The 21,178-nt window shown below is 64.7% G+C and carries 22 protein-coding genes and 1 pseudogene; 21 read left to right on the top strand and 2 right to left on the bottom strand.

What is annotated here, in order from left to right; genetic code table 11:
• The first annotated feature begins 4 nt into the window (after positions 1 to 4).
• From N911_RS0103720 to N911_RS0103640, 18 genes and pseudogenes are all read left to right on the top strand, one after another.
• Positions 5 to 769, top strand: coding sequence for a PP-loop family protein (locus N911_RS0103720; protein WP_029894468.1), 765 nt, complete (start codon positions 5 to 7; stop codon positions 767 to 769).
• A gap of 45 nt (positions 770 to 814) precedes the next feature.
• A complete protein-coding gene (locus N911_RS0103715; protein ID WP_029894466.1) occupies positions 815 to 1,714 on the top strand; it encodes a M23 family metallopeptidase in 900 nt (299 codons plus the stop codon).
• A 58-nt stretch (positions 1,715 to 1,772) separates the two neighbouring features.
• Positions 1,773 to 3,335, top strand: a pseudogene (gene asnB / locus N911_RS16600) (asparagine synthase (glutamine-hydrolyzing)); the annotation flags it as partial.
• Positions 3,272 to 3,703 (top strand): asparagine synthase-related protein, encoded by a 432-nt coding sequence (locus N911_RS19130; RefSeq protein ID WP_425266024.1) that lies wholly within the window; start codon positions 3,272 to 3,274, stop codon positions 3,701 to 3,703. The pseudogene asnB and the gene N911_RS19130, both read left to right, overlap by 64 nt.
• Before the next feature lie 51 nt (positions 3,704 to 3,754).
• Positions 3,755 to 4,537 carry a flagellar biosynthetic protein FliR gene (gene fliR / locus N911_RS0103705; RefSeq protein WP_029894464.1) on the top strand — a complete coding sequence of 261 codons (783 nt, stop codon included), beginning with the start codon at positions 3,755 to 3,757 and terminating at the stop codon, positions 4,535 to 4,537.
• A gap of 3 nt (positions 4,538 to 4,540) precedes the next feature.
• Positions 4,541 to 5,605: a flagellar biosynthesis protein FlhB gene (gene flhB / locus N911_RS0103700; RefSeq protein WP_029894462.1), complete on the top strand. Its 1,065-nt coding sequence runs from the start codon at positions 4,541 to 4,543 to the stop codon at positions 5,603 to 5,605.
• Between the two features lie 33 nt (positions 5,606 to 5,638).
• Positions 5,639 to 7,747: a flagellar biosynthesis protein FlhA gene (gene flhA, locus N911_RS0103695; RefSeq protein ID WP_029894461.1), complete on the top strand. Its 2,109-nt coding sequence runs from the start codon at positions 5,639 to 5,641 to the stop codon at positions 7,745 to 7,747.
• On the top strand, positions 7,737 to 8,822 hold the full coding sequence (locus N911_RS0103690) for a flagellar biosynthesis protein FlhF (RefSeq protein WP_029894459.1): 1,086 nt from the start codon (positions 7,737 to 7,739) through the stop codon (positions 8,820 to 8,822). Before flhA ends, N911_RS0103690 begins: the two co-directional genes overlap by 11 nt.
• A gap of 8 nt (positions 8,823 to 8,830) precedes the next feature.
• Positions 8,831 to 9,658: a MinD/ParA family protein gene (locus tag N911_RS0103685; RefSeq protein ID WP_029894457.1), complete on the top strand. Its 828-nt coding sequence runs from the start codon at positions 8,831 to 8,833 to the stop codon at positions 9,656 to 9,658.
• Positions 9,600 to 10,394 (top strand): FliA/WhiG family RNA polymerase sigma factor, encoded by a 795-nt coding sequence (locus N911_RS0103680; protein ID WP_029894455.1) that lies wholly within the window; start codon positions 9,600 to 9,602, stop codon positions 10,392 to 10,394. Before N911_RS0103685 ends, N911_RS0103680 begins: the two co-directional genes overlap by 59 nt.
• Positions 10,395 to 10,411: 17 nt before the next feature.
• Positions 10,412 to 10,795 (top strand): chemotaxis response regulator CheY, encoded by a 384-nt coding sequence (locus N911_RS0103675; RefSeq protein WP_029894453.1) that lies wholly within the window; start codon positions 10,412 to 10,414, stop codon positions 10,793 to 10,795.
• A gap of 36 nt (positions 10,796 to 10,831) precedes the next feature.
• Positions 10,832 to 11,557 (top strand): flagellar basal body-associated FliL family protein, encoded by a 726-nt coding sequence (locus tag N911_RS0103670; protein ID WP_029894451.1) that lies wholly within the window; start codon positions 10,832 to 10,834, stop codon positions 11,555 to 11,557.
• Between the two features lies 1 nt (position 11,558).
• Complete coding sequence (locus tag N911_RS16595) at positions 11,559 to 11,882, top strand: hypothetical protein (protein WP_035104303.1); 324 nt, start codon at positions 11,559 to 11,561, stop codon at positions 11,880 to 11,882.
• 6 nt (positions 11,883 to 11,888) lie between these two features.
• On the top strand, positions 11,889 to 12,305 hold the full coding sequence (locus tag N911_RS0103660) for a hypothetical protein (protein ID WP_029894449.1): 417 nt from the start codon (positions 11,889 to 11,891) through the stop codon (positions 12,303 to 12,305).
• A 6-nt stretch (positions 12,306 to 12,311) separates the two neighbouring features.
• Positions 12,312 to 13,130 carry a hypothetical protein gene (locus N911_RS0103655; RefSeq protein ID WP_029894447.1) on the top strand — a complete coding sequence of 273 codons (819 nt, stop codon included), beginning with the start codon at positions 12,312 to 12,314 and terminating at the stop codon, positions 13,128 to 13,130.
• 33 nt (positions 13,131 to 13,163) lie between these two features.
• The gene (locus tag N911_RS0103650; protein WP_029894446.1) at positions 13,164 to 14,156 is read left to right on the top strand and encodes a tRNA dihydrouridine synthase; all 993 of its coding nucleotides are present in this window, start codon (positions 13,164 to 13,166) and stop codon (positions 14,154 to 14,156) included.
• Entirely contained in the window at positions 14,153 to 15,010 is an 858-nt protein-coding gene (ispH, locus tag N911_RS0103645) for a 4-hydroxy-3-methylbut-2-enyl diphosphate reductase (protein WP_029894444.1), read from the top strand. The genes N911_RS0103650 and ispH overlap by 4 nt, the downstream gene beginning before the upstream one ends.
• Positions 15,011 to 15,038: 28 nt before the next feature.
• Complete coding sequence (locus N911_RS0103640; protein ID WP_035104299.1) at positions 15,039 to 16,040, top strand: chemotaxis protein; 1,002 nt, start codon at positions 15,039 to 15,041, stop codon at positions 16,038 to 16,040.
• Between the two features lie 79 nt (positions 16,041 to 16,119).
• Here the strand turns inward: N911_RS0103640 and hypE are convergent, their stop codons facing one another.
• Complete coding sequence (hypE, locus tag N911_RS0103635) at positions 16,120 to 17,130, bottom strand: hydrogenase expression/formation protein HypE (protein ID WP_029894440.1); 1,011 nt, start codon at positions 17,128 to 17,130, stop codon at positions 16,120 to 16,122.
• Positions 17,127 to 18,221 carry a hydrogenase formation protein HypD gene (gene hypD / locus N911_RS0103630; RefSeq protein ID WP_029894438.1) on the bottom strand — a complete coding sequence of 365 codons (1,095 nt, stop codon included), beginning with the start codon at positions 18,219 to 18,221 and terminating at the stop codon, positions 17,127 to 17,129. The genes hypE and hypD overlap by 4 nt, the downstream gene beginning before the upstream one ends.
• A gap of 124 nt (positions 18,222 to 18,345) precedes the next feature.
• On the opposite strand from hypD, the gene N911_RS0103625 reads away from it, so the two are divergent.
• The 3 genes from N911_RS0103625 to N911_RS0103615 are packed head-to-tail and all read left to right on the top strand — an operon-like array spanning position 18,346 to position 21,177.
• On the top strand, positions 18,346 to 19,038 hold the full coding sequence (locus N911_RS0103625) for a phosphohydrolase (RefSeq protein ID WP_237559883.1): 693 nt from the start codon (positions 18,346 to 18,348) through the stop codon (positions 19,036 to 19,038).
• Positions 19,001 to 19,912 carry a D-alanine--D-alanine ligase gene (locus tag N911_RS0103620; protein ID WP_029894434.1) on the top strand — a complete coding sequence of 304 codons (912 nt, stop codon included), beginning with the start codon at positions 19,001 to 19,003 and terminating at the stop codon, positions 19,910 to 19,912. The genes N911_RS0103625 and N911_RS0103620 overlap by 38 nt, the downstream gene beginning before the upstream one ends.
• Positions 19,909 to 21,177 (top strand): 3-deoxy-D-manno-octulosonic acid transferase, encoded by a 1,269-nt coding sequence (locus tag N911_RS0103615; protein ID WP_051693889.1) that lies wholly within the window; start codon positions 19,909 to 19,911, stop codon positions 21,175 to 21,177. Before N911_RS0103620 ends, N911_RS0103615 begins: the two co-directional genes overlap by 4 nt.
• Position 21,178: the final 1 nt, after the last annotated feature.

The following is a 21,178-nucleotide window of genomic DNA, read 5'->3' as shown; positions in this document are numbered from 1 at the left end:
CGGCGTGAGTTTCCGCAAGCGATTCAATTTCGTCCAGAAGAGCGTCCTCTCCACCATGGGCAAGCTCATGCAGCGCACCGGCCAGCTTCGTCCGGGGGCGCGCATCGGCGTGGCCGCCTCGGGAGGAGCGGACTCCTTCACACTCCTGCAGGGGCTTCTGCTGCGCAAGCGAGTGGTGCCCTTCCCCTTCGAAGTCATGGCCCTGCACGTCAACCCCGGCTTCGAAGCGGACAACCACCGCCCCTTGTCCAGCTGGTGCGCGGACAACGGCGTGGCCCTGCACGTGGAGATGATGGGCATCGGCCCCAAGGCGCACTCCGAGGAAAACCGCAAGAATTCCCCCTGTTTCTACTGCGCCTGGTTCCGCCGCAAAAAGCTCTTCGAACTGTGCTCGCACTACGGCCTGACCCACCTGGCCCTGGGCCATACCGCGGACGACCTGGTATCCACCTTCTTTCTGAACATGACCCAGACCGGCAAGGTCGAGGGGCTCACCGCCAAGGCGGACTACTTCGGCGGCGAACTGACCCTCGTCCGCCCCCTGCTGCTGCTGGAGAAAAAACGGGTGGAACGGGCCGCACGAGCCTGGAATCTCCCTGTTTTCGCCAATCCCTGCCCCTCCGCCGGACAGACCAAACGCACCGAGATGGAGGAAATGATGCGGGACGGATTCCTGGGCGACCCTGTGCGCAAGAAGCGGATTTTCCGGGCCCTGACCGGCTGGCAGCTTGACTTGGATGCGGCGATGCCCTACTCAAGCACCGAGTAAGACCGGTTCAGCAAGGTCGCACGTTCAGCCCACAATTGGGTGGCTATGCTTTTCAAAAAATACAATGTCGTCGTCTTCAAGGACGAGGTCGGTCAGTGCCGCAAGTTCCGCTGCAGAGCCTGGATGGTCGCGGCGTTGTTCTTTCTCGTCGTCGCGCTGGCGGCCGGGAACGTCTATCTGTGGCAGTACTATCAGGATTACGACGGCCTCCAAAAACAGTTGGCCGACGCCGAAAAAACCGTTCACGAACAAAAGACGCAACTGCTTTCCCTGGCCGGCAAGATACAGCACATGGAAAAGGACATCTCCCGCATCCGGGCGTTCGACTCCAAACTGCGGGTGATGATCAACCTGGAGCAGAACCAGAACAGCAGCCCCATTGGTGGTCCCGAGGGCAACACCTTTTCCAAGAACTACCTGACCCTCTACCGCCAGGAATTGCTGGCCCGCAACATGCACAATTTCCTGCGGCAGCTGGCCACCGAGGCCAGGCTGGAGGAGGTCCGCCAGCAGGAGCTCATCCAGTCCATCCGCTCCAAGCGCGACATCCTGGCCGCCACGCCGTCCATTTGGCCCACCGAGGGCTGGGTCACTTCGGAGTTCGGCTACCGCACCTCCCCATTCACCGGAAAACGCGAGTTCCACAAGGGCCTGGACATCTCCAGCCCCATGGGAACGCCAATCTACGCCCCGGCCAAGGGGAAAATCATCTTCACCGGTCGCGACGGCTCGTACGGCAACTCCATCGCAGTTGATCACGGCACCGGGGTGGTCACCAAGTACGCACACCTGCACCGCTCCGCTGTCAAGCGCGGCCAGGAAGTGGCCCGGGGCGAGCTGATCGGCTACGTGGGCAACACGGGCCGCTCCACCGGACCACACCTGCACTACGAAGTCCGTCTCAACGGGGTGCCCGTGAACCCCATGCGCTACATCCTCAATTGACGGACCAGCCCCGGCCCGAACCGAAGAACTCTCCAAATCGCTCCGCGAGGAGGACGCCGTGTGCGGCCTAGCCGGATTCTGGCTCCGACGGGAACCCGGCTTCGACCCCGACGCCGTCCTGCGGGAGATGCGGGGAAGTATCCGCAGGCGCGGTCCGGACGCGCAGGACCATGACTACCTCCCCGAGCACCGTCTCGGCTTGGCTCACTCCCGTCTTGCCATCCTCGACCTTTCCCCCGCCGGGGCCCAGCCCATGGCTTCCCCGGACGGCCGCCTTCGCCTTGTCTACAACGGCGAGGTCTACAACTATCTCGACATCCGCCGCGAACTCGACGAGGCCGGGGCAACGCCCGACGGCGGCTGGCGCGGCCACAGCGACACGGAGGTGCTGCTGGCGGCGTTCGGGACATGGGGTGTGGAAGCCACCCTGCGCCGCTGTGTGGGCATGTTCGCCCTGGCGCTGTGGGACGCGCGCGACCAGAGCCTGACCCTGGCCCGCGACCGCCTGGGCATCAAGCCCCTCTATTACGGCCGGACCAAAGAAGGCTTCACCTTCGGCTCTCAACTCGCCCCATTGCTGGCTCTGCCCGGCTTCGAACGGAACGTCGACCCCGATTCGCTGGCCCTGCTCCTGCGGCACCTCTGCATTCCAGCGCCGCGCTCCATTTTCCGCTCCGCCGCCAAGCTGCCCCCGGGCTGCCTGTTGCGGCTGGACCACGACGACCTGGCGCGCCACGACCTTCCCCAGCCCCGTGCCTGGTGGCGGGCAGAGGAAATGGCGGCCCGCGGTCTGGCCGAGCCGCTGCCGGAAGGCGAGGCCGCCGCGCGGGTTGAGGACGAACTGCGGCGGGCGGTCCGGCTGCGCCTGATTTCCGACGTCCCCCTTGGCGCCTTTCTCTCCGGGGGAGTGGACTCCTCCCTGGTGGCCGCGGTCATGGCGGGCGAGGCTTCCGGACCCATCCGCACCTTCACCATCGGTTTCGACGAAGCCGGTTTCGACGAGGCGGCCCATGCCCGCCAGGTGGCCGACGCCCTGGGCGCGGAGCACACAGAACTCCGCCTTTCTCCTCAAGACGCCCTGGACGTGGTGCCGGACCTGCCCGACTTCTACGACGAGCCCTTCGCCGACTCCTCGCAGATCCCCACCTATCTGGTCTCGCGACTGGCCAGGGAGCACGTCACCGTCTGCCTTTCCGGAGACGGCGGGGACGAGCTCTTTGGCGGCTACGTGCGCCACCTGCGCGCCCCTGGCCTCTGGCGCAGGCTGGCCCCCTGGCCAGCCCCCCTGCGGCGGCAGGCCGCCCGCCTGCTGCGAGGCGGCGGGGAGCGGGTCCTGGCCGGGCTGCTCGGCGGCGTCTTGCGGGAGACCGACGTGCGGCTGAAGCTGCAAAAGGCGGTCGAGGCCCTGGCCGCTCCGGACCGAGAGGCTCTGTATCGCTCCCTGACATCATCTTGGCAGGACCCGTTGCTGGCTGTACCCGGCGCCATGGACCAGCCTCCCGTTTACCGCCCCCTGGACCGAGCTGGGTTCGACGCCTGGATGATGCTCCAGGATCTGTGCGGCTATCTGCCCGACGACGTGCTAACCAAGGTGGACCGCGCCTCCATGGCCGTGGGCCTGGAAGCGAGGGTGCCGCTGTTGGATCACCGCGTGGCCGAGACGGCCTGGCGGCTGCCGCCCCCCTCAGGGCCGCCCGGCCGGGGGGCAAACGGGTGCTGCGCGACCTGCTGGGCGGCCTGTTGCCTGGGGTGGATTTCGACCGGCCCAAGCAAGGCTTCGCCATTCCCCTGGCGCAATGGCTGCGGGGCCCTTTGCGCTCCTGGTGCGAGGATCTGCTGGCCGAATCCGCCCTCCAGCGGCGCGGCCTTTTCAATGCCGCCGCCGTGCGTCGGGTCTGGAGCGAACACCTTTCCGGACACCGCGACAACGGCTACCGCCTCTGGCCCGTGCTCATGTTCCAGGCTTGGGCGAACCGCCACTTGGACTGACAACGGCCTAGCAGGCGGTCGACTGGTCCGCCCCTTGCAAATGGGGCGGCCATGGACATCTTCCACTTCGATCCCCAGGTGATGTTCAGCTTTATGCTGACGCTGATGCGCATCAGCCTGGTTCTCTTCCTGCTCCCGTTCTTCGGTGGAAAGTCCGTTCCCTCGCCTGTCAAAGCAGCGCTGCTGCTCGTTTTCACCCTGGCGGTATTCCCCCAGTTGGGCTTTGCAGGCCGCCAGATGCCCGCCGACATCTGGGCCATTTTTCTCGTCCTGCTTGGAGAAGTCGCCCTGGGGCTCATCATGGGCCTATTGGTTCGCTTCCTGTTCGCCTCGGCCCAGTTCGCCGGCGGCATCATGGGCTTCCAGATGGGCTTCACCATGGTCAACGCCGTGGACCCTCTGACAGGGCAGCAGGAGCCTGTGACCTCTCACTTCCTCTACATGGTCACACTGCTGACGTTTCTCTCCATGAACGGCCACCTCTACCTCCTCAGCGGGCTGGCCAAGAGCTTCGAGCTCGTTCCCCCCGGCGGCGTCGTCCTGGAATCGGGCATCGCCAACCAAGTCATCGAACTGTCCTCTGAGATGTTCATCCTGGCGGTCAAAATCTCGGCCCCTGTCACGGTGGCCGTCATCATGGTGGATGTGGCCCTGGCCATCATCTCCCGAGTGGCGCCGCAAATGCATCTGCTCGTATTCGGCTTTCCCCTGAAAATCATGGTCGGGTTCTTCTTCCTCGCCTTGATGTTCAAGTATCTGTCCCGTTTCGTTGGCGAATTTTTGGCCGGCCTGGATACCTCCTTCCAGGTCCTGCTCAAGCTGGCCGGGGGATAGGCCATGCCACAATCTGACCCGTCACGAACAGAAGACCCGACTAAAAAACAACTGGACAAAGCCAGGGACGAGGGCAACGTCCCCAAGAGCCAGGAGTTGCCCAAAGCGGTCATCACACTGGTGGGCCTTGTGACTATCTATTACCTCGTCGGGTACATCTCCGGCCACATCAAATGGATATTCTCCTGGGTATTTGAGGAGGGCATCACCTTCCGGGCAAGCCCGGTCAACGTCATGGAGTTGTTCCTGATGCTGGTGAAGCGCTTGGCCTGGATACTGCTTCCGGTGATGTTCTTCCTGGCCCTGGCCGCCTTTCTGGTGCAGCGGCTGCAGGTGGGCCCTCTGTGGACCACCAAGGCGCTGCAGCCCAAGTTCAATTTTCTCAACCTCGCCGGCGGCCTGCAGAAAATATTCATCTCCCCGAAAGTATTCATAAACCTGGGCAAGAACGTGCTCATGGCTTTTGCCGTGGGCATCGCTCCCTACATCGTGCTCAAACAGGAAGCGGCCAACATCCTGCCCCTCTTTTACGCCAGCCCCGAGGGCATCGCCATTTTCATCCTCAAACTGGCCTACAAGATGGTCATCTACGCTCTGATCCCCATGATCATCATCGGCTTGGCGGACTTGGTCTACGCGCGCTGGGACTACAACGAGCAGTTGAAGATGACCAAGGACGAGGTCAAAGACGAGCGCAAACAGATGGAGGGCGACCCACAGGTCAAGTCGCAACAGCGCCAGAAAATGATGGAATCCATGGCCCAGCGCATGATGGAGGACGTCCCCAAGGCGGACGTGGTTATCACCAACCCCACCCACTACGCCGTGGCCCTGCAGTACGACGCCTTCAAAGCCCCCGCCCCCATCGTCGTCGCCAAGGGAGTGGACGCGCTGGCCCTGCGCATCAAGGAGGTCGCTCAGGAAAACAATGTGCCCATCCGCGAAAACAAGCCGCTGGCACAGGCCTTGTATAAGCAGGTTGAGATCGGGGAAATGATCCCGGAAGAGATGTACCAAGCGGTGGCCGCCATCCTGGCCAAGATCAGGAATACCAGGCGGCACGGCTAACCGGAACGAGCAAGCTGAAAGGGTGTCAAAAAGATGGCCGGGGATTCCGCCAAGTTCGCACCGCTGAAGATCAATTACGAGAAGTTCGCTTCCCAGGGCGACCTCATGCTGGCCGGCGGCGTGGTGGTCATTCTGTTCGTCATGCTCATTCCGGTGCCGACGATCATCCTGGACTTCATGCTGACCATCAACATCTCCCTGGCCATGGTGGTGCTCGTCACCTCCATGTTCATGAACTCCCCCATGGAGTTCTCCATTTTCCCCTCCCTGCTGCTGGTTACAACCATGCTCCGCCTGGCCATCAACGTGGCCACCACACGCGCCATCCTGCTGCACGGCGACACGGGAACCGACGCGGCCGGATCCGTCATCGAGTCATTCGGCGAATTCGTCGTAGGCGGCAGTTTCCTTGTGGGTATCATCATTTTCCTCATCCTGTTCGTCCTCAACAAGATGGTCATTACCACGGGCACCACCCGCATCGCCGAGGTGGCCGCCCGCTTTACCCTGGACGCCATGCCGGGCAAGCAGATGGCCATCGAGGCGGACCTCAACGCCGGGCTCATCGACGAGAAGGAAGCCACCGAAAGGCGCGAGAAGACCCGCAAGGAGGCGGACTTCTACGGCGCCATGGACGGCGCGGGAAAGTTCGTCCAGGGGGACGTCAAGGCGGGCATGGTCATCACCGCGGTGAACATCGTGGGCGGCTTCCTGCTGGGCGTGTTCATGAAGGACATGGACTGGATGGAGGCAGCCGAGACCTACACCCTGCTGACCATCGGCGACGGTCTGGTCTCCACCATCCCTTCCATCATCATCTCCACATCCGCCGGCATCATCGTTTCCCGCGCCGCGGCCGAGGCCAAGATGGGCGAGGAATTCCTCGGCCAGCTCACCCTGCACCCCCGCGCACTGCGGCTGGTCACGGGCATCCTGGTGATCTTCGGCATCGTGCCGGGCATGCCCACCATCCCCTTCCTGGGCCTGGCCATCGTCACCTACTTCATCTCCCGATTCGCCGCGGAGCACCGCGCCGAAGCCGAGGCCCTGAGCCAGCCCGAGGAAACCCAGGCTCCGGCCCTGGATTCACCGGAGGAGGTGCAGGCCCTGCTGCCCTTGGACACCCTGGAGCTGGAAGTGGGCTACGGCCTCATCCCCTTGGTGGACGAGGAGCAGGACGGCAACCTCCTCTCGCGCATCCGCTCCATTCGCCGCCAGTTCGCCCTGGACATGGGCGTGGTCATCCCCTCGCTGCACCTGCGGGACAACCTGCAACTCAACCCCGGGCAGTACACCGTACTCATCAAGGGCAACGAGGTGGCTTCCGCCGAGATTCTGGTGGATCACCTGCTGGCCATGGACCCCGGCGACGTGAAGCACCGCATCAAAGGCGTGGAAACGCGCGAACCCGCCTTCAACCTCCCCGCCCTGTGGATTCCCGAATCGCAGAAGGAGGAGGCCATGCTGGCGGGCTACACCGTGGTGGACCCCTCCACGGTCATCGCCACCCACCTCACCGAGGTATTCAAGCGCAACCTCCACGAGTTCCTGGGGCGGCAGGAAACCCAGCAGTTGCTGGATCAGCTCTCCCAGCGCGCCCCAAAAGCGGTGGAGGACCTGGTGCCCGGCATCATGCAGCTGGGCAACGTGCAGAAGGTCCTGCAGAACCTCGTCAAGGAAGGGGTCTCCATCCGCGACCTGCTCACCGTGGTGGAGGCGCTGGCGGACTACGGCCAGGCGGTCAAGGACCCGGACCAGCTCACCGAGTACGTCCGGTCCCGCATGGGACGGACCATTATCAAGCCACACCTGGCCCAGGACGGCACGCTGCCCATCATCACACTCGATCCCTCCATCGAGGGAATGCTGCAGGACAACCTGCGCCAAACCGACCAGGGCGCCTACCTTGCCCTGGAACCGGCCAAGGCGCAGCAGATTATCCAGTCCATCAACCGCGTGACGGAGACTGCCATGGCCACCGACGGCCAGCCCATCCTGCTGACCTCTCCCATGGTCCGGCCGCACCTGGCACAGATCGTCATCCGGTTCATCCCAACCCTGCCGGTGGTTTCCCAGGCCGAGATTCCGGCCGACGTGCGTCTGCAAACCCTAGCCGTGGTGGATCTGAAGAATGCGGGTTAAAACCTACCGAGGCAAAAGCACTTCCCAGGTCCTGGAGCAGGTCAAGCGCGAGCTTGGCCCGGACGCGGTCATCCTCAGCAACCAGACCCTGCGCGAAGACGGCGTCTGCTTCTGCGAGATAATGGCCGCGGTTGAAAAGAACGACGAGGAGCCGGAAGCGCCCGAGACGGAATCCCGCGCCAACGCCACGTCCCCACGCGGCGCTCAGGACGAAGCCACGGGCTGGCGGCGGGAATGGAACCACATCAAACAGGCCCTCCTGGGGCTGGCCGGGGAGCGGCTGGATCTCTCATCCCTGGAGCCAAGGCAGCAGCAGGCCCTGCGCTGTCTCGAAGAGGGGGGGGTGGACAAACAGGTGGTCATCCGTCTCTACGCTGCCCTGACCAATTCCGGCGGCTCCCTGCTTGGCAAGCTGGGCGAAATGACCCCCCTGGCCGCCCCCGGGGACTTCCCCCAGCGCTTTCAGGCCGTCTCCGGCCCGGCGGGGTGCGGCAAGACCACCCAGCTCATCCGCCTGGCCTCGACCCTGCGGCGCGGCGGCAAGGCCAAGATCTGCCTGGCCAACGGCGACACCACCCGAAGCAAGGGACGGCTGGTGCTGAAGCACTTCGCCCAGCTCCTTGGCTGCACCTACCGCGAACTGCACTCCCCCGAGGATTTCCAGAACCTCCTGGCCGAGGGACGAAAATTTGACAGAGTGCTCATCGACCTGCCCGCCGTGGGCCGCGACGCCGAACTGGCCGGCCTGCTGAAGTCCCTGGGCATGACCGAAGCCCCCGATCTGGCCGTGCACCTGGTCCTCTCCCCGCACTTCGGCAAGGCACAGGTGGCGGCCTTTCTGCAGTCCTACCTCACGGATAAAACAAGATCCGTCATCTGGACGAAGCTGGATGAAGCCTGTACGTTCGGGGCGATACTCAACGTCTGTGAGGCCACAGGCTTGCCCGTGAGCGTTCTTTCACAGGGTCCGGGACTGCGGGACGCGGCCGCTCCCCAAGCGCACCAGGTCCTGTGGAAGCTGCTCTTCAAGCACGAACTGCCCGCTCCCCGGCGCGAGCGGCAAGCGGTGGCCTAGGAGGAAACGTGTCCCGCGCCTACCCACTCGTTCTCTCGGTCACTTCGGGCAAGGGAGGAGTCGGCAAGACCAACGTCTCCGTGAACCTCTCCGCCCGGCTGGCCGCCATGGGACGGCGCGTGGTCCTGCTTGACGCGGACCTCGGGCTGGCCAACGTGGACGTGCTTCTGGGCCTGGCTCCCATGTACAACCTCTTCCACCTTTTCCACGAAGGGGTGGACATCCAGAGCATCCTCCTGGAGACGGAATACGGCTTCCGCATCCTGCCGGCCGCCTCCGGCGTGGCCGACATGCTCTCCCTGTCCACCGGCCAAAAGCTGGAGCTTTTGGAGGCCATGGACAGCCTGGAGAACGAGGTGGACTTTCTGGTGGTGGACACCGGGGCGGGCATCAATGACAACGTGCTCTATTTCAACCTGGCCGTGCAGGAGCGGCTTCTGGTGGTTACGCCGGAGCCCACGTCGCTGACCGACGCCTACGCCCTCATCAAGGTGCTCAAGAACAACCACGGTGTTGACCGCTTCCGCGTCCTGGTGAACATGGTCCCGGACGAAAAGACCGGGCGCAACGTATTCGCCACGCTCTACAAGGCGTGCGACCACTTCCTTGACGGAGTCTCACTGGACCTGGCCGGAACGCTCCCGGCCGATCCCGCACTCCGTCAGGCCGTGGTGAACCAGATTCCCTTTTCCGCCGCCGCGCCCGAAGCGCCCGCCTCCAAGGCGATTGACGCAGTGGCTCGCCGCATCAACGACTGGCAACCCAGCACGCAGCTCGATGGAAACATCAAATTCTTCTGGAAACGAATCCTCTTCCAGGAACAGTCCGTGGCGTAAGCTGGAGTCGGGCGAATTCGCCTTCGACGAGCTGGACCGCCGGGACAAGGAGGAAGTGGTTCGCCACTACGCCCCGAAGATCAAGATCATCGGGTTGCGCCTCAAGGCCAAGCTGCCGCGCAGCGTGGAGCTCTCCGAGCTCATCAGCGCGGGAGGACTCGGCCTGGTGGAGGCCCTGCGCAAATTCGACGCGTCCCTGGGCATCAAGTTCGAGACGTACGCCGAAAACCGCATCAAGGGCGCCATGCTGGACGACCTGCGGCGTATGGACTGGTTTTCTCGCAACCTGCGCCAGAAGTTGCGCCAGATCGAGGAGGCCGTCCACAAGCTGGAGAATGAAACCGGCGGCAAGCCCACGGCGGAGCAGATCAGCGAGGAGACCGGGTTGACCTTCAAGGAGGTCGATACTGGCCTGGAAATGCTGCAGAATCAAATGTGCGTCAGCCTGGACGCGGTGGGCGAAAACTTGGCTTCCATGAAACAGGACAACCAGGAAAGCGACCCCTTTCAGATGGCCTCGTTTCAGGAAATCGTTGACAAGATAGCCGGGCTTATTGATGAATTGACGCCGAGGGAAAAACTCGTATTGTCACTCTACTACGGCGAGGAACTGAACATGCGCGAAACCGCCGAGGTCATGGAGATCACCGAGGGGAGGGTCTCCCAGCTCCATTCCCAGGCCCTCGGCAAATTGCGCGGCATGTTCCACTCCCAATACGGAGCCGACCTGGCCTGACCGACAGGGGGGAACCAATGAGCTACGACAAGAACATGCGCGTCCTGGTGGTTGACGACTTCTCGACCATGCGGCGCATTGTTCGCAACATATTGCGGCAACTGGGCTTCACCAACATCGTCGAGGCGGATGACGGCACTTCCGCTTGGGACGTGCTGAACAAGGACAACATCGATTTCATCGTGTCGGACTGGAACATGCCCCAGATGTCGGGCATCGAGTTGCTGCGGAAGGTCCGCGCCAGCGAGGAGTTCGCCGACACGCCGTTTTTGATGGTCACGGCCGAGGCCCAGCAGGAAAACATCATCGAGGCCGTCCAGGCCAAGGTCTCCAACTACATCGTCAAGCCGTTCACAGCGGAGACGCTCAGCCAGAAGATCGACAAGATCTTCGAAAAGTAGCCTCCCTTGCTCGGCGCGGCTTGAAGGACGCGCACAATGGTTCTCTGGGTTCCTGACGAGGACGATCCCCTCGCAGGTGACGAGGTCGCCGAGGAGCAAGGCGAAAAAGCCACCCTGGACGAGAGCGACATCAAGGACGGCACCGGGGAAGATGTTCCCCGGGCGCTGCAGAAGGTGGAGCTCGACCTCGACGACGCCCCATTCCTGGAGGAAGAGGAAAAAGAAGAGGAACCGGAGGAGGCCGAAGCCCCCGCCGAGGAGGGGGTGGAGGAAGAGAAGAAGCGGCGCTTGCCAGCCCTTCTGGCCAACAAGAAGGTCCTCATCCTTCTGGCCGTCATTCTGCTGGCCGTCATCGGCCTCCTGCTCTACTTCCTGCTGCGTCCCGCGGAGCCGCCGCCCCCGCCGCCCGAAAAAACGCCCGTCCAGGAGGAGCCTGCCGAAAAGGCTCCTGAAGAACCCGAGCCGGTCACGGTCCGCATGGAGCCCTTCTGGGTGGAAAAGACCGACCTGAATGGAAAGGTCCGCTTCTTGCATATCCAATTCGCATTGGAGGTGCAAGGCGGCGAGGCGGAACGCGAGATTCGCGACAAGAAGCTGGTCCTCCGCGATGCCGTCTACTACTATCTGGTGAACAAGGAATTCGCTTTCCTGGCGGATACGGAAAATCTGGAGCTGCTCAAGCGGGACGTGCTCTCGGTGGTCAACAAGTTCCTTGGAAACCAGCCCGAGAACTTGCTCATAGAGCAGTACTTGGTGCAATGACATGCCCTACTCCGTGGATCTGACGACCCTCATCCAGGTGCTGCCGCACCTGTCCAAGGTGGCCACCGGGACGGCCACCCACCCCGAGGCTTCCCGCGAGGCCAATTTCGAGCGGTCCATGGAGCAGCAGGAAGCGAACAGGGAGAAGATCCAGGAAGTGGAGAAGCGTGCCGACACCAAGCAGGTGGACGACGAGACCCCGGGTGGCGGTGGCGGCCATCCGGGCACGGGCCACCGCAGGCGCAAGGAGGAGAAGCCGGAGACCCAGACCTCCGCCTCCAACGCCTCCCCCTTCTCTGGCAACATCCTCAACGTCGAGATCTGATCGGTCATGGTGCTCCCCCAGTGGCTCCTGGCGCTCTTGAGCGCCACCGAAATCCTTCTCCTTGTGCTGGTGGTCTTTTTCTTCTTCCGCCTGCGCAAGAGCGAGGAAGTGCTCTCCCGCCTGCGCGACAAGCAGGAGGAACTGCTCAACAAACTCCGCTTCAACGCGCAGATGGAGCGCGAGCTTGTCACCAGCTTCGAGCAGCGGCAGGCCGAACTGGCCGAGCTGGACCAAGCACTGGAGGGGCGCTCCAAGGAATTGAAGAAGCTCCTCAAGCAGGCCGAGGAACTGACCCGCTCCCCCCAATTCCTGCGCGAAGTGGTGCTCACCGGACACCGCAAGGGCCGCAGCGTGCAGGAGATGGCCCGCTCCACGGGCATGTCCGTGGAAGAGGTGGAGCTTATCATCGACCAGGCCAGCTGACGGCCCATGCGTATCGGCGGACGCGGCTCGGGCGGCTCCCCACCCCCCGGGGGGGACAACCGCAAGCGGGCTTTCAAGGCCAAACACCGGGTGGGACAAACCGTGCGCGGCCGGGTTGCCTCCCGCGACAGTTCCGGCCTGTTCTGGATCAACGTGGACGGCGACGAGCTGCTTGCCCCCCTGCCGCCGGACACCCCCCTCGGCGGCCATTCCCTGTTTCTCATTCTGGAACTTGAACCGGAAATCCTGCTGCGGATGGTCCCGCCGGAGTTGGCCCACGGCGCGGCCATCCCCGGTCTGGCCAGCAGCTACCTCTCCCTGCGGCGCGCCTTTGAGCAGACCGCGGCGAAACTTCTGGATTCCCTGCCTGAGCAAGCCACCAGGGATGATCTCCTCCAAGCCGGTGTCGATGCTGAACAGGCGGCCGAGGCCCTGGACCTGACCATGGAGGCGGTGGAAGCTCTTGACCAAGCCCTTTCCGGCTCGGATTTCCGGTACCTGCCCCTGGCCTTGCCGCGGGCACGGGGCGTGGAGGCCTTGCTGGCCCCGGCGGCGGGCCACGGCCTCATCGACCTGCACCACCCAAAGGCCGGAGAGTGTCAGATTGAACTGGTGCTGACCGGGGAACGCACCGCCTACCGACTGCTGTGCGACCATCCGGAACACGCCCCGGACGCGTCCGGCTTGGTGCAAGCCGCCCTGGACGGCAAGCGGGCCGAATTGCTGCGCGTGGAACGCCTCGGCCAAGGCCGCCCCACAATCCTGGGCCTTTTGCTGGCTCCGGCCCCGGGCTCCCAGGGCGGCCTCATCTCCCGCTCGGTTTGACTTTTTCCGCAGGCTGGCTATCACCCCCTTGCCATGAATCCGCCCCTTCCCCCCATCGGTCCGGAGCACCCTTGGCTTGCCCCGCTGGCCGGATTCTCCGACCTGTCTTTCCGCCTGCTCTGCCGCGAATTCGGCGCGGCCTGCTCCGTCACAGAGATGGTCAGCGCCAAGGGGCTGCTCTTCGGCTCCCCCGGCACGGCTCCGCTGCTGCGCACCATGCCGGAGGACTCCCCGCTGGTGGTGCAGCTCTTCGGGGCCGACCCTGAGTACCTTGGCAGGGCGGCCGACCGGCTGTTGGAACAAGGATTCCGCTATTTCGACCTCAACGCGGGCTGCCCGGTGAAAAAAGTCGTCACGGCCGGGGCTGGAGCCGCCCTGGTGCGTGAGCCGGAGCGGCTTGCCAAGCTGGCCTCGGTTCTGGTGGAACGGGTTGGAGCGGGACGCGTCGGGGTCAAGTTCCGCCACGCTTTCGGCGGAGAGGCCCCGGTGCATTTGGAGATCGGCCGCCGTCTGGCCGATGCGGGCGCGGCTTGGCTCACCCTGCATCCCCGTACCGCCAGGCAGGGCTACGCCGGACGGGCGCACTGGGAGAAGATCGAGGAATTGGCCTCGGCCGTGGACGTTCCGATCCTGGCCTCGGGCGATCTGTTCTCCGCCCGCGACGCGCTGGACTGCCTGAAGAGCACGGGCTGCTCCGGAGTCATGTATGCCCGTGGCGCGCTGCGCAACCCGGCCGTGTTCGCCGACCACGCCGCCCTGTTGCGCGGTGGGGAGGAAACGCGACGCGACGGCCGCTTCCTGGCCAGTCTCATCCGCCGCCACGCGGAACTGCTGCGGGAACACGGCGAGGGGGATCGACGAGACGTGCTGAAAATGCGCACCATACTGCCGCGCTATCTGCGCTTTCTGCAAGGGGCCAAGGACTTGCGGCGACGCGCCGTGGATTGCCAGGACTGGGACGGCGTGGAACGCATCGCAGGGCTGGTGGCCCGCTTGCCCGCATCAAGCGAAGAGGAGACCGCATGAAAGTGAAACGCGCCGATACGGCCGGATTCTGCATGGGCGTTGATCTGGCCCTGCGCAAGCTGGACAAGCTCAGCGAGGTCCAGCCCGGTTCCCTGCTGACCCTGGGCCCCATCATTCACAACCCGCAGGTTCTGCAGGAGTACGAGGCCAAGGGGGTCGGCCGGGCCGACGCGCTGGACGACGTCCCCCACGGCTCCACCGTGGTCATCCGCGCCCACGGCGTGCCGCGCAACGTGGAGACGCGGCTGGAGGAGATGGGGTGCCACATCGAGGACGCCACCTGCCCCAAGGTGAAGAAGGCCCAGGTGCTCATCCACCGCATGGCCCGCCACGGCCGCACCGTGCTCCTCTACGGCGAGGAGGACCACCCCGAGGTGCGCGGGCTGGTCAGCTACGCCGGCCCCGACCCGCTGGTCTTCGACGACCCCGAGATTTTGCGTGACTACCCGTTCGAGCGGGACAAGGGGTACTGCCTGGCCGCCCAAACCACCCAGGACCGCGAGGCTTTCGAGCAAATGGCCGCGGAACTGGAGGCGCGGGAGGACGTGGATATCGCCGTGCTTCGCACCATCTGCGACGCCACCCGCAACCGCCAGCGCGAGGCCCTGACCATCGCCAAGGAGGTTGACTGCATGGTGGTCGTCGGCGGCCGCCAGTCAGGCAACACGCGCCGCTTGGCCCAGGTCGTCTCCCAGGCGGACATCCCCTGCTTCCTGGTGGAAACGGCCGAGGAACTGGAGCCGGAGAAGCTACTCCAATGCAACGTGGTCGGTCTGACGGCCGGGGCCTCCACGCCCAAAAAACTCATTGACGAAGTACAGGCCGTCCTAGAGGATTTTTCCGGGGAGGGGTAATTCCGTCCCGCCCCGTTCAGGAGCGAACATGAGCCAAACGAACATATTGCTGGAATCCGGCACCAACGAGCTCGAGATCGTCGAGTTCTTCATCGACGAGCCAGGCCGGAACAAGGAGGCCGAAGGGGAGTACTACGAGGGCTACTACGGGGTGAACGTTGCCAAAGTACTGGAAATCATCCGTATGCCCAAAATCACCAAGCTTCCCCACGTGCACCATCCCTCCATCCTGGGCACTTTCAACCTTCGCTCGCATGTGGTCCCCTTGGTGGACCTGTCCATGTGGTTGGGCAAGGACCGCAAGGAGCGCGAGCCACCCAAGGTCATCGTCACCGAGTTCAACCAGGTCACGACCGCCTTCATGGTCTCCGGGGTCAACCGCATCCACCGCGTCTCCTGGGAGGACGTGGAGCCGCCCAACGCCTATGTTTCCCGCTTCTCCTCCGACTCCATTACCGGAGTTGTGCGCATTGAGGACCGCATCGTCTTTCTGCTGGACCTGGAAAAGATCGTCACCGAACTCAACCCCAACCTGGGCCTGCGCCTGGACGCCGGGGTGGACGCCGACTGGGGAGCACGCTACCGTGCCCTCATCGCCGACGACTCGGTGCTTATCCGCGAAATGCTGCGCGACCTGCTGGAAAAGGCCAACTTCGACGTGGAGGCCACCACCAACGGCCAGGACTGCTGGGATCGCCTGGAGGCCATCAAGCAACGGGCCCAGGAAGAGGAGCGCGACATCTCGGACTATCTGCAAGTGGTCATCGCAGACATCGAGATGCCCTCCATGGACGGCCACCACCTGACCAAGCGCATCAAGGACGACCCGGTGCTTTCCAAGCTGCCGGTCATCCTCTTCTCCTCCCTCATCACCGACAAGCTCCGCCACAAGGGCGAGGCCGTGGGGGCGGACGACCAGATATCAAAGCCGGAGGTCGGCCAGCTGGCCCACCGCGCCAAGGGACTCATCGAGGAGAACCTCGGACTCAAGCGCGAGGACCTGCGCACCAGCCCCTTGCAAGAGCGCTGAAGCCCCGCGCCACACGGCCGCAAAAAACCCGCCCCGGAATCCGGAGCGGGTATTTTTCATTGGATTGCGCCGCGTGGCGTCAACAGATGCGGGGCAACTGCTCACCCTCCAGCATGCCCAGAAGCCTTTTGCCGCCCATGGGCGTGCGCATGACCACCTTGCCCGGGTGCTCCTCCGTCACGCTGCCGATGCGCCTGGCTTCCGCCCCCAGGGGATCGGCGCGCATGATTTCCAGCGCCTTGTCGGCGTGCTCTTCCGGCAGAATGCAGATGAACTTGCCCTCGTTGGCCAAATACAGCGGATCCAGCCCAAGAAAGGAGCAGCCCGAGCGCACGGCCTCGCGCACCGGCATGTCCGCTTCCTCAACCAGAATGCCCATGGAGGAGGAGATGGCTATCTCTCCCAGGGTGGTGGCGAGCCCGCCCCGGGTGGGGTCGCGCAGCACGTGCACCTGGGGAATCTCCTCGATGAGACGAAGAATGAGATGATTGAGGGCGGCGGAATCGCTCTCGACCTGGGCCTGGAAATCAAGCCCCTCCCGCTGGGCAAGGATGGTCAGCCCGTGATCGCCCATGGTGCCAGTGACAAGTACGGCGTCGCCGGACGCGGCCAGGTCGGCCGAGGGCGCTGGCTGGGCCACGATCTCACCGATGCCGGTGGTATTGATGAACAGTTTGTCCGCCGCCCCGCGCGGGACAACTTTGGTGTCGCCCGTGACCACGGCCACCCCGGCCTGTTTGGCGGCGGCGGCCATGGAGGCCACAACCCGCTCCAGGTCGGCCATGGGCAGCCCTTCCTCGATGATGAAGCCGCAGGTCAAGTATTTGGGCACCGCCCCCAGCATGGCCACGTCGTTGACCGTGCCGTGCACGGCCAGGGAGCCGATGTCGCCGCCGGGAAAAAAGATGGGGTCCACGGTGAAGCTGTCCGTGCTCACGGCCACCGGACCGGAGATGTCCAGTACGGCCGCGTCGTTGAGCCGGGAGAGCTCGGGGTTGTCGAAGGCCGCCAGGAACAGTTCGCTGACCAGCCGCTGGGAGGCCAGGCCTCCGCTTCCATAGTCCAGCAGGACCCGCTCCGGCCTGGTCATGCAGCCTCCATGTCGTATTTGAAGTAGGCCGCGCAGGATCCCTCGTTGGAGACCATGCAGGGTCCAACCGGCGAGGCCGGGGTGCACTTGGTCTTGAACAGCGGGCACTGCGCGGGGGTGATGAGGCCCTTGAGCACTTCGCCGCAGCGGCAGCCGGGCAGGGGCTTGGCCTCGGGCAACTCCAGCCCCAGGGCGGCCAGGGCATCGAACTCCGCCCATGTGTCGGCGAAGCGCAGGCCGCTGCCTGGAATTTCCCCGATGCCGCGCCACAAGGCATCGGACGAGTCGAACACCTCGTCCATGAGGGCCAGGGCCTTGGCGTTGCCCGTTTCGGTCACCACCCGGGTATACTGGTTGGCCACTTCCGCCCTGCCCGCCTTGCGCATCCCGGCCAGCATGATCAGCCCCTGCAGTATGTCTGCGGGCTCGAATCCGGCCGCCACGGAGGGGACACCGAACTCGTCGGCCAGAAAACGGTAGGGCTCCACCCCGATGACAGCGGAGACGTGTCCCGGCAGGATGAAGGCGTCGATATCCACCTCGCCTCCGGCCAGCAGGGCTCGAAGGGCGGGCGGCACCAGCTTGTGGAAGCTCAGCACCTTGAAATTTTCCACCCCCTGGGCGCGAGCCATCTTCACGGTGGCGGCCATGCCCGGCGCGGTTGTCTCGAAGCCCACGCCGATGAATACCACCGTGTCGTCCGGATTATCCGAGGCCAGCTTCAGGGCGTCGGTGGGCGAATAGACAACTTTTACCCTCGCCCCTTCCGCCTGGGCGGACTTGAGGGAGGCCCCGCCCGGGCCGGGAACCTTCATCAAATCGCCGAAGGTAGCCAGGATGACGCCGTCCATCCCCGCAGCCTGGAGATAGGCGGCCACCTCTGACTCATGGGTCACGCAGACCGGGCAGCCCGGACCGGTGAGGTGCACCACTCCATCGGGCAGGAGGGAATGCAAGCCGCTTTGGAATATGGAGACGGTATGGGTGCCGCAGACCTCCATGAAGCGCAGGCCGTCGGCGCACGCCTCGCGCGCCTGCTCCAGTAGCGAGCGGCAGAGTTCAGGATCGCGGAAATCGGAGAACAGATCCACTGGCAACGCTCCATGTGTGGAGGTTTTGGTCGGAAAGCCCCTGCTTTGCTAGACCCCCGCCCCCCTCGTGTCAACACGTAGCCAATCGGCTTCAAAGGAGGTAGCCTTAGATTGGAGTTAAGAAATGAGCGAAACGCGCAAACCCCTGGAACAAACCGGCCCCGGCCGCGACACCTGCGCCCAGTCCGGGCGTCCGCGCGGGGAGAGCCCCTTGCCGCTACGCCCGGCCCTGACCACGGGCCCCATGTCCCGGCCTCCCCGCTCGCCCAGCGTGACGGAATGCGAGTCCCTGTGGGACCGGTTCATGATGCCCGGCCACATCCGCCGCCACAGCCGGGTGGTGGCTGCCGTGGCCTCCCAGGTTGCCGACATGGCGCGCGTCGCGGGCGTGGAGGACGCTGACATCCCCGCTGCCCTCGCCTCGGCCCTGCTGCACGACATCGCCAAGCACTATACCATCCTGTACGGCGGCTCCCACTCACAGATCGGCGGGGCCTGGGTGATGGAACTGACAGGCAACCCGGTGCTGGCGCAGGGTATCGTACACCACGTCTACTGGCCATACGAGCTTGACTTCAAGCGCTACCTGGTTCCGCTATGCGTGCTCTACGCGGACAAGCGGGCCAAGCACGACCGGCTGGTATCCATTGACACGCGCTTCGACGACCTTCTGGAGCGTTACGGGCAAACACCTGAAATTCAGAAAAAAATACGCTGGACCACCCTCCAGGCCCACGAGGTCGAACGCGGCCTGAGCGAGTTGGTCGGCCGGGATTTGCATGCGTATCCTTTTGATTGCGGGCGGCTGGTCGAATGAGCGGGCCGTGTCCCTGTCCGGGGCGGAGCGAATTGAGTCCGCCCTCACGGACCTGGGCCACGAGGTGCGCCGCCTGGACCCCAGCAGCGAGTTCGACGAGCTAATCTTCCAGGCCGGGCAGCACGACTTCGCCTTTCTCAACCTGCACGGCGCGCCGGGCGAGGACGGACTCATCCAGGCCATGCTGGACGCTTCGGGCACGCCCTACCAGGGTTCCGGCCCGGCGGCCTCCTTTCTGGCCCTGCACAAGGCCGCGGCCAAACAACTCTACCGCAAGGCCGGTCTGCCCACCCCGGACTGGCGGCTGGTGGCCGAGGACCCTGGCACTGCCCCGGACCCCGGACTGGGTTTCCCGGTCTTTCTCAAGCCCAACAACGGCGGATCGTCCCTGGGCATGTCCCGCGCGGACTGCCCGGAAGCCCTGGCCGCCGCCACACGCTCCCTGCTTACCCAGGGCGTTGAAGTGCTATGGGAGGCCGAAGCCAAGGGTGACGAGCTGACCTGCGCGGTGGTGGGCGACGAGGCATTGCCCTGCATCCTCATCCGGCCGCTGCGTTCAGGGGAATTCTTCGACTACCAGAGCAAATACGAGGCGGGCGGAGCCGAAGAGCTTTGCCCCGCGCCCATTGACGGGCAACTCGAAAGCAGATTGCGTGAGCTGGCCCTGGCCGCCCACCGCGCCCTCGGCTGCTCGGGCTACTCACGATCGGACTTCATCGTCACCGATGAAGGCCCCTTGCTGCTGGAGACCAACACCCTGCCCGGCATGACCGGCACCTCCCTGGTGCCGCAATCCGCAGCGGAGGCGGGCATGGACTTCGAGTCCCTGGTGGAGCGGCTCATTGAGCTGGGCCTGGAGGAACGGGGACGGTGAATACCTCCACGGCGCTGGGAATCTACCAGCTCGTACAACGGAGGCTGGCCATTCCAGTCCTGCGGCGAAGCAGCCCCCGCCTGCGGGACGGACTTTCCCAGCGGCTGCTACAACCCCCCCTGCCCGCCGCCCGGATCTGGCTCCAAGCCGCCTCCGCCGGAGAGGCCTACCTGGCCCTGGAACTGGCCCGCGCTCTCTTCGAAGGCGGCGTCGGCCCCCTGCTCTGCACCACCAACACCCGTCAGGGATACGACATCCTGGCCGATTTGGGGGCGGAGTACGGCCTCACTCCGGCCTACTGCCCCTTCGACAGCCCGGATCTCATGGCCCGGGCCTTGAAGATGATCGACCCGGGGGCGGTGGTCCTGCTGGAGACCGAATTGTGGCCGGGACTTCTGGCCTCGGCCAAGACGCGGGGAACGCCTGTGCTCTCGGTCAACGCCCGCATGTCGCCGCGCAGCCTCTCCCACTACTCCCTGGCCAAAGGTTTGCTGGCGGACATCGGCCCGGACGCGGTGCTGGCCATCTCCGAGGCGGACGCCGCCCGCTACCGCGCCCTTTTTCCAGACGCGGACGTGGAGACCATGCCCAACATCAAGTTCGATCGGCTGGACACCTCCTCCCCGCCTTCCCCCAACAAGGCGGCCGACGCCGTCCCCGCTGACACCCCTCTGGCGGTCATCGGTTCCGCGCGTTCGGCGGAAGCGCCCCAGTTGCGCCGCGCCCTGGAGATACTGCTGGCCGAACATCCGCTCGCGGTGGCCGGAGTGTTCCCCCGCCACGTGCACGGCCGCCACCCGCAAAGCTGGCTGCGGGTCCTGGCCGGGATGCCGGTGCGCCTGCGCTCGGAAATGCATGGTCCTGCCGGTCCCGGCGAGATCATCCTCTGGGACGTCTTCGGCCAACTGGGCCACGCCTACCATCTGTCCAGCACCGCTTTCGTGGGCGGCAGCCTGATTCCTAAGGGGGGGCAGAACTTCCTGGAGCCCCTGGCCGCCGGGGTTGTTCCCCACATCGGCCCTCACTGGAGCAACTTCGCCTGGGTGGGCGAGGAGCTTTTCCGCGATGGGCTGGCGCGCCGGGTGTCCGACGGCGAAGAGTTGGGCAGGGAGATGGCCGCCGCCCTCCACTCCCCTCCCCCCAAGGAAGAAATCCGCCGGGACTTCGCCGAATACGTGGACGCACGCAGGGGCGGGGCGCGACAAGCCGCCGCCCGGATCATGTCCCGTCTGGATACGGTTGCGCGCAAGCGGGATATGACGTAAA

It is taken from the genome of Desulfohalovibrio reitneri (genome assembly GCF_000711295.1).
GTDB lineage: Bacteria > Desulfobacterota > Desulfovibrionia > Desulfovibrionales > Desulfovibrionaceae > Desulfohalovibrio > Desulfohalovibrio reitneri.
The sequence above is the reverse complement of the archived record's forward strand: the minus strand, read 5'-3'. Positions and strand labels throughout refer to the sequence as shown.